Source organism: Streptomyces sp. NPDC030809 (assembly GCF_055572195.1).
Genome location: NZ_JBVIDV010000010.1, coordinates 158,533 through 166,221, shown reverse-complemented (window position 1 = coordinate 166,221; position 7,689 = coordinate 158,533). Strand labels below are relative to the sequence as shown.

Annotated in this window: 7 protein-coding genes; 4 read left to right on the top strand and 3 right to left on the bottom strand. The window is 71.7% G+C overall.

Annotated elements, in window-relative coordinates:
• The first annotated feature begins 431 nt into the window (after positions 1-431).
• The 4 genes from ACZ407_RS15935 (at position 432) to ACZ407_RS15920 (ending at position 3,450) form a co-directional block, all read left to right on the top strand.
• On the top strand, positions 432-848 hold the full coding sequence (locus ACZ407_RS15935) for a hypothetical protein (protein WP_468128668.1): 417 nt from the start codon (positions 432-434) through the stop codon (positions 846-848).
• 331 nt (positions 849-1,179) lie between these two features.
• A complete protein-coding gene (locus ACZ407_RS15930) occupies positions 1,180-1,773 on the top strand; it encodes a hypothetical protein (protein WP_468128667.1) in 594 nt (197 codons plus the stop codon).
• Positions 1,774-2,003: 230 nt separating this feature from the next.
• Entirely contained in the window at positions 2,004-2,507 is a 504-nt protein-coding gene (locus tag ACZ407_RS15925) for a GNAT family N-acetyltransferase (RefSeq protein ID WP_468128666.1), read from the top strand.
• A gap of 730 nt (positions 2,508-3,237) precedes the next feature.
• A complete protein-coding gene (locus ACZ407_RS15920) occupies positions 3,238-3,450 on the top strand; it encodes a hypothetical protein (RefSeq protein WP_468128665.1) in 213 nt (70 codons plus the stop codon).
• A gap of 53 nt (positions 3,451-3,503) precedes the next feature.
• On the opposite strand, the gene ACZ407_RS15915 is transcribed toward ACZ407_RS15920, so the two are convergent.
• The 3 genes from ACZ407_RS15915 to ACZ407_RS15905 all read right to left on the bottom strand — a co-directional run bounded on the left by ACZ407_RS15915 (position 3,504) and on the right by ACZ407_RS15905 (position 6,894).
• Positions 3,504-3,905, bottom strand: coding sequence for a DUF6009 family protein (locus ACZ407_RS15915; RefSeq protein WP_468128664.1), 402 nt, complete (start codon positions 3,903-3,905; stop codon positions 3,504-3,506).
• Positions 3,902-5,281, bottom strand: coding sequence for a DNA primase family protein (locus tag ACZ407_RS15910; RefSeq protein ID WP_468128746.1), 1,380 nt, complete (start codon positions 5,279-5,281; stop codon positions 3,902-3,904). Before ACZ407_RS15910 ends, ACZ407_RS15915 begins: the two co-directional genes overlap by 4 nt.
• 335 nt (positions 5,282-5,616) lie before the next feature.
• Complete coding sequence (locus ACZ407_RS15905) at positions 5,617-6,894, bottom strand: bifunctional DNA primase/polymerase (protein ID WP_468128663.1); 1,278 nt, start codon at positions 6,892-6,894, stop codon at positions 5,617-5,619.
• Between the last annotated feature and the right edge of the window lie 795 nt (positions 6,895-7,689).

The following is a 7,689-nucleotide window of genomic DNA, read 5'->3' as shown; positions in this document are numbered from 1 at the left end:
TCGTGTCGACCAGCCCGCCGACACCCAGCAGCACCCGCCCCAGGAAATCCCCCACCACACCCACGACACGACCCACCACCCAGACCCCTCACCGCGACCCACCAAGCCCCCGGCTTCAAAACCCGGTTTTGAAAGCGAGCCCCGCCTCCGTGCTCCGAACCCGGCGCAGCCCCCTCCGGGCCTCCAGTGAACGCCAGCCACTCCCCCACCGAAAAAACCTCTCCACGGTTCGTGTCGACCAGCCCGCCGACACCCAGCAGCACCCGCCCCAGGAAATCCCCCACCACACCCACGACACGACCCACCACCCAGACCCCTCACCGCGGCCCACCAAGCCCCCGGTTTCAAAACCCGGTTTTGAAACCGGGGCATCCTGGGGGAGTCCTGGGGCCGGCGGACCGGTGCTCCACGCGCCCCCGCACACTGGTGCCGTGGAAGCTTCCAGAGATCAAGAACTGGCCGATGCCATCGCGGGCGCCGACTCCCCGGAGTGGTCCGTCCGGGCGGCCGCAGGGCGGCGTCTGGCGACGGCACCGCGGATCGAGTCCGTCGGCGGCATCCTCCACCGGCTCCTGCTCGACGCCCAGGACACCGGCGTGACCTCGGATACGGCTGTGGCGCTCCTGGCACGCAGAGACCCGGACGGGCTCCGTGCCGTACTCGCTGCCCGGGCGGTCGCGTCCAGCACGGCAACCGCCGACCAGCTCAGTGCCGAGCTCGACTGCGACCCCCGCTGGCAAACCCCCGAGGACCTCGGCGAGCTCACCGCTCAACTCCGCGCCCTGACCTCCGACCCCGACCCCGGCGTCCGCGACGAAGCCACGCGCCTCCTCCCACCCCTCGGCTAGAACGGCTGCCGCCTCAACGCCCGACGACCAGCCCCAGGGGCCGGTGGGGGAGGGGCGCTCGCCGCGGGGCTGACCCGGCTGCGGCCGTGCCCCGTTTCAAAACCCGGTTTTGAAAAACGGCCGCCTGTCGGCGACCGCAGCGGGACCGGACGGGGGCTCGGCGGCGGGACGGACGGAGGCGGGACGGACGGAGGCGGCTCGCCCTCGTTTTCAAAACCCGGTTTTGAAGAACCGGCGAGCGGGGGCCACATCCGGCCGCCCGGAACACCCCCGGAACACCCCCGGCCCGTCGCCGGAACACCTCCCGGACCGCCCCGGATACGGTGCCCGGATGGACACCCCGCACCCACCCGACACCCGCGCCGTCCCCACCCCGCTCCTCGCACTCCTCGGCAGCGACGCGACCGTCATCCGGTACTTCGCCGGAGTCGCGGATCTCGACGCGACCGATCCCGCCGCCCACGCCCTGGAGGACGGAGTCCGACTCGCCTCCGGAGCGCGGCTGGAGCAGTTCGCCCGGGCCGGCTCGGGGGACGCGTACTGCTTCGTCGGCGAAGGCGGCGAGGAACGCCCCGTCGTGTACGTCGGCCTCGACGGGGAGGCCGGCCCGCTCGCGCTCGGCCTGGGGGAGTTGGCGGAGCTGTGTCTCGTGGCGCCCTGGTGGCGGGACGCGCTCGGCCGGACAGCCACAGCCGAGGAGGTCCGGGCAGCCCGCCCCGGCCTCGACGCGAGCCGCGACCGCGCGGCCCGGGCACTCGGTCTCGACCCGGCCGGACTGCCGTCCGAAACGGCGGCCCTGACCCGGCTCGCCGAACTCTCCCGCGGCCCGGCAGCCGAGACCTGCCGCGTGATCGGACCCGAGGGCGACCCCTTCGACCCCCTCATCGCCCCGCCCTTCGGGGGCCCGGACGCGACCCGCCCTTGAGACCGCGCAGCCGCAGCCGCCCCTCTCTCCGCGCTTGCCCGCCCGTTCTTCAAAACCCGGTTTTGAAGAACGGCCTCGGGGCGGTCGTCGGGCGGCCGGAGGCAGGGGAGCCGAGGGCCGGAAGGCCGGTGCTTTCAAAACCCGGTTTTGAACTCCGCCCGTTTCCGCCCCCGGCCACCCGGCCGTAATCCGGTTGCGCGCCCCCGAAGCCCCGCCCGACGATCAGCGCCATGACGCCGTGGACGGTCGCCCCCGAACCCTTCGACTCCCCCGCCGCACTCGCGCTCTGGCGGGCGTACTACACGGAGCTCAGCGACCGCTGGTACCAGCGCGAGTACGGGCTCCCGAGGGACGACTCCGAGGAGCTGGAGCGGGAGATCCTCGCGGCCACCGGCGCCGAGTTCGGGCCGCCCTCCGGTGCGCTGCTCATCGCGCGGTACGAGGGGGAGGCGGTGGGCTGTGCCGGGGTGCACCTGCTGGAGCCGGGCACGGCGGAGGTGAAACGGGTCTTCCTCCGCAAGGAGATGCGCGGCAAAGGGGGAGCGGACCTCCTCATGGCCGCGGTCGAGACGGCCGCCCGAGGCCTCGGCGCGCGGCGGCTGGTGCTGGACACCCGCAGCGACCTGGTGGAGGCCCGCGCCCTGTACGAGCGCCACGGCTACGCGGAGATCCCCGCGTACAACGACTCCCCGTACCCGGACCACTGGTTCGAGAAGCGGCTCCCGGGGGCCTGAGCCCGGCGCCCCTCCAGGCCGATTTTCAAAACCGGGTTTTGAAAGCAGCCGCCCGGCGGGATCCGTCGTCCCGTCGCAGCGGTGGCCGGATCCGCCACTTCTCCCTCGGCGGCGGTCGCGACCGCGGTCGGGCAGGCTGTCATGCCCAGAGCCATCCGGCCACGCCGGACGGCCACACGGGGGACGGAGCGCCGCTGGGCATCAGCGAGCCCTGGCCGTCGCACGGCCGGGAAGAGGAAGCGGCCGCAGGGGCCAGCGACAGAGGACGACGTACCGGCCGCAGGGAGTCCGCTGGACATCCTGAAGGCCTCCTCCGCGGGCTCCGGATCGAGCGGGGGCCTCAGCATGGCCGGGCCGGCGCTCCGCGCCGAGCTCGGCAACGCTCGTATCGCCGGCGCGGGCCCGGAAGACCTCGGCAACCCCGCTGCTCCGCGTGCTCCACGGCAAGCTGCGCGACTCCCCCTTGACCGGCTTGACCGGGCTGCGGATTCGAAGCGTCGACGCCCACCGCTCGGCCCTCGTACCCCTGGCCGCGGGAGGGGGCGGGGGAGCAGCGGCCGGACGGCCGCTCCGCACAAGGGTGTTCAGAGGGGATGTTCAAGCAGGGTGTTCAAGGATGTTCGCCGGTGTTCGTCTTCGGCCGGTCCGAACCCCGGCGAACACGTTCTCGGGGACCTTCGACCCATCGGGCCCAACCAGGCCCGGATCCAACCGCATTCAGGGAGTCGTCGTGTCCGGTGCCCTCACCACCGTCCTGCTCGCCATCGCCGTGGTCCTCGTGCTGGCCGTCCTGGTCGCAGCCGGCGCGGGCAAGCTCGCCCGTCTCGACGGGGCCACCTACCCGGCCGCGATCCTGCGCGCGGCCACCGCGTTCGCCGCCGTGCTCACCCTCTCCGCGGCCGTCACCGCGGCCCTCGCCGCCCTCGCGGCCCTCCGGTCGTGAGCGGGGACGGGCCGGGGGCAGGGACGGGGACGGGGACGGGGGCGGGCAACTCCTCAGCTCTCCGGAAGAGTTATCCCCAGCTCGCGCATCGCCGCCGACGGCGGGCCCGCCGAGCGCTGCGTCTTGTGACCCGTCACCTTCGGCGCGATCGTGCGCGGGTCGATGGCCTCCGACGGGGAGCTGGAGGCGTAACTGCCGTCGGGCTGCTGGTCGCGGTCGTGGGGGAGGAGCCAGAACACCCGCCGCAGGAAGGTCCCCGAGGCCCGGGAGGCGCGGGCGCTGGAGGCGAGGGTCGCGTAGCCGACCATGCGGCCGTCGCGGTGGTACGGCGGCTTGCCGCGGCGGGTCTGCAGCCGGTCCAGGCTCTGCCGTACGTAGTCGAGGCCGTCGATGGACTCGAGCCAGACGATCTCGTGTTCGTGAGCGATCTGCTGGGGTTCGATAAGCGCGCTCACGTACCCTCCTCCTCCTGGTCCGGGTCGGCCATCAGACCGATGCCGGGGTAGTACTTCCGCTGATTCGAGGTGAGCATGCCCTTCGGGCTGCTCATGCCGAGGGTTTCCCGGACCCGGGCCGCGAACGCGCGCGAGGTCACCGGGTTGGCACCCTCGTCGGCACACCACTGACGGTACGCCTGGTACATCCGGGTCTGCTCGGCTCGCAGACCGGACTGCAACACGCACGCTTCGCTGATGAAGCGGCCCATGTGGTCCTCGGTCTCGGCGTAGGCGGTCGTCGCGATCCGGACCTTGTCCGGTCCGGTGAGATCCTTCTCGCCGCCAAGGTACCGGCGCGCGCCGTCGATCAGCCAGGCCAGGATGCCCGGACCCTCCTCGTTGACGAGCGCGTCCGCGAGGTTGTCGACCTTGCGGTGGTCGGGGACGACCCGCTCGAACGGGATCAGCCGCATGCGCCGCCAGAAGGCGAAACCGCCGGTGCCGACCTCGGGGCGGTGGTTGCCGAGCAGCCACAGCTTGTGCGTCGGGTCGAAGCTGAAGAAGTCCTGGCGCATCCGGCGCGCCTTGATGCGGTCGCCACCGGTCAGCAGCTTGACGCGGGCCTCGTCGAACCGGTCCCCGGGCTTGAGCTCGGAGCACACGATCACGCGCCGGCCGTGCAGTTCGGCGAGGTCGGTGGGGTGCCCCTCGAACGGCTTGGCCATCAGGAAGCCGGGCGGGGCCGCGTCGGCGTAGTCGCCGAGCAGCTTCACCATCACGTCCAGGAGGACCGACTTGCCGTTCTTTCCCATGCCGTAGAGGAACGGCATGATCTGCGCGCCCACGTCACCGGTGATCGAGTAGCCGAGCAGCAGGTGCAGGAAGCTGATGACCTCCTTGCCCTCGGCGTCGTCCCCGAAGGTGTCCTCCAGGAACATCTGCCAGCGCGGGGTGGGGATGTTCTCGGGGGCGACCGAAGTGGCCCGGGAGTGGTAGTGCTTGCCCGGGTCCGGGGCGATGACCGCACCCGTCCGCAGGTCCACGACACCGCCCGGCGTGCAGAGCGCGTACGGGTCGGCGTCGAGCTGGGTGGCGCTCAGCACCATGCCCGGCGCGGACTTGGCCTGCATCAGCATGGCCTTCATGCCCGAGGTGGACAGGGCGCGTCGGCGGTGCTGGCGCAGGTTGGTGGTGGTGTGGATGCCCTCGGGGTCGTGCTCGGTGAGCTGCTCGGCCATCTCCCCGGCCGCCCACATGACGGTGTCGTCCTCGTCGAGCTCCCACCGGTGACCGATCCACCGGTACCAGCCGAGGCCCGGGATGTGCCGGTACTCGCGCCCGTAAAGGCGTACGAACAGCTTGGCGTTGCCCCGGTCGGTGAGGCTGTCCGGCATCAGGCCGTGCGAGGCGGACCGGCCGGCGGGCACGCGGGGGGTGGCGGCGGGCTCGGCTGCCGCGGCGCCGCCGGAAGCCGTGCTCCCTGCGCCCGCGGCCGCAGGCCCCTGCTGTGCGGGCAGTTCGACCTGGCCGGTCTGCCCGCCAGGCCCGCTCTGGCCGCCATGGCCGCTGTGACCGGCCTGTTCGGCACGGCCCGCGTCCAAGGTCCCGCCGTCCCGCCCGTCGTCCTCCGCCTGCTCCAGCTGACCGGGAAACTCCAGCTGCTGCGGTGCGCCCTGGAGGATCTGCCGGGCCACGGCCACCGGGTCGAAGTCGCCACCGGGGTTCGTCATCAACGCCCCCCTGCGTACAGGGGCTTCTGCCGCCCCGCGGTCATCCCACTGACGATGATCTGCTGTGCACGTGCACCCTGGCCGGGGCGCGCGTGCTCGGCGGCGACGCGCAGCGCCTCCGCTCCCGCGGCCTCCTCGATGTGCCCGGCGGCCACGAGCCCGCCCACCGTATACGCGGCCCGGTTCAACTTCTCCGAAAAGCCCGTTCCGTGGCTCTGGCTGCTGCACGCGGCGACTTCGGCCAGCACCGTCGACAAAGCGGCCACAGCGGCCTTCTGTGCCCCTCTGGGGCTCTTCCGGCCCCCGGATGGGGTGTTGGGGCCACCAGCCCCCTTGACGCCCTCTCGCGGGCGCACAGGGGCCGTCGTACGGCTCCTGGCCTTCTGCGCCCCCTCAGCCGCTTCCGCAGTCCTCGAACCCGTCGCCGAACCCGTCGCCGAAGCAGCCCCCCGAGCCGTGCCACGGGCGGTACCCGCCGCCGACGCGGGCGTCGGACCGTGGGCCGAAACCCGCCCGCTCCTCGAAGCCTTCGCCGGCTTCTCCGCCCCCGCCCCCACCAGGTGTCCGGTGCGCACGAGTTCGTCGGCGAGCCACTGCGGCAGCTCACCGGGCGTACGACAGGTCCCGAGCAGCTCGTACGTCCCCGCCTTCGTGACGGTCCCGGGCGCGACGACGTACCCGCCGGTGGCCCGTACGTCGACCTGCCACGCGAGTGCACGCGTCCGGCTCGCTCCCGACGAGCAGTGCCACTGGCGCCCTTCGCCCACGCGGTACCACAAGTGCAGTCCCCCCGAAGGCGTGCGCACCCGCAGGGTCTCCTCGTCCCACGCAGGATCCGGTGCCCCGCGCAGCGCCGCGAGCACGGCGAGCGTGTGGAATCCGCTCGCGAGTCCGCTCAGGTCGACGTGGTCGCCGATGTGGATGCCGGGAAGGATCCGGTCCCGCGCCGGGACCTCTCCGCCGTGCGCATCGATGTCGATGACGACCAGCCCGGCCGCACCGGTGGCGACCCCCACACCGAAGCCCGGCTGAGCACCCCACCAGTTCTCGATCCGTGCGAGATCGGTGGTGGCGGCGTGGAACCCGTGGCACCACCGCCCGGCCGGGATGCACTGGCAGTCCGCCGGCTGATGGCTGTGGGCCTGGCAGAGCATGCAGTTCTTCGGCGGAGTCTTCTGCCCTGCGGCCAGCGGGTGCACAGGCCAACCCCGCTCGGCGCACCATCGAGCGACCGAGCGGCTCTCGGGTCCATCGAATCCTGCGGCGCGGCGGGTCACGGGTCTTTCCGTACGTCAGCGACTGAGCCGGTCCTTGGGTCGCTGCAAGAAAACTGCAGCTCAGGGGCCATGTGTGACTCCAACAGCGACCGAAGCGACTCAAGCTCAACAATGGGGCAAGCACACCCTAGCGGACGATCACACCTGGAGGAGGGAGCATCCCGGTGTGGCGAACGAGTGACGGTCGCAGCCCACGAGCCCCCGCTCCCGTGCCCGACGGGCCTCAGCGACTGAACGCGTAGACACCAGCGACTGAACTTTTTCAGTCGCTGCTTCAGTCGCTACCCCATCTTCGCAGGTCAACCGGGGTCCAGACCCCAAAATAGCGACTGAAGCGACTGAAGGGTCCCATCTATGACACGCACACGCACACGCGAATGTCTTCATATGCAGGAACTTGAGTCGCTTCGGTCGCTATCCACCTCTGATCACACCGCTGACCTGCACAAACACTCAGCGACTGAACCAGCGACTGAACGATTTCGGTCGCTGCTCCTTTAGTCGCTACCCCTCCAACCTGCAGCGACCAAAGCGACTGAAGCCATCCGCAGCGACTGAACCGTCAACCGCCGCTGACCCCCGCTCCCCAAAGCAGCGACCAAAGCGACCGAAGCGACCCAACCCCCAACCCGCTCCCACGCTCCACCCCGCCCACCCCACGCCCACCCCCAACCACCCGCACTCGGCCACCCACCCGACCTCCCACCGTCCCCCGCCGCTTGCAGGATCCGTCTTGAACCGAAGCCTCAGCCCTGCATGAGCCCCCCCTCTCGGGGGGAGCGGGGGGGAAAGGAG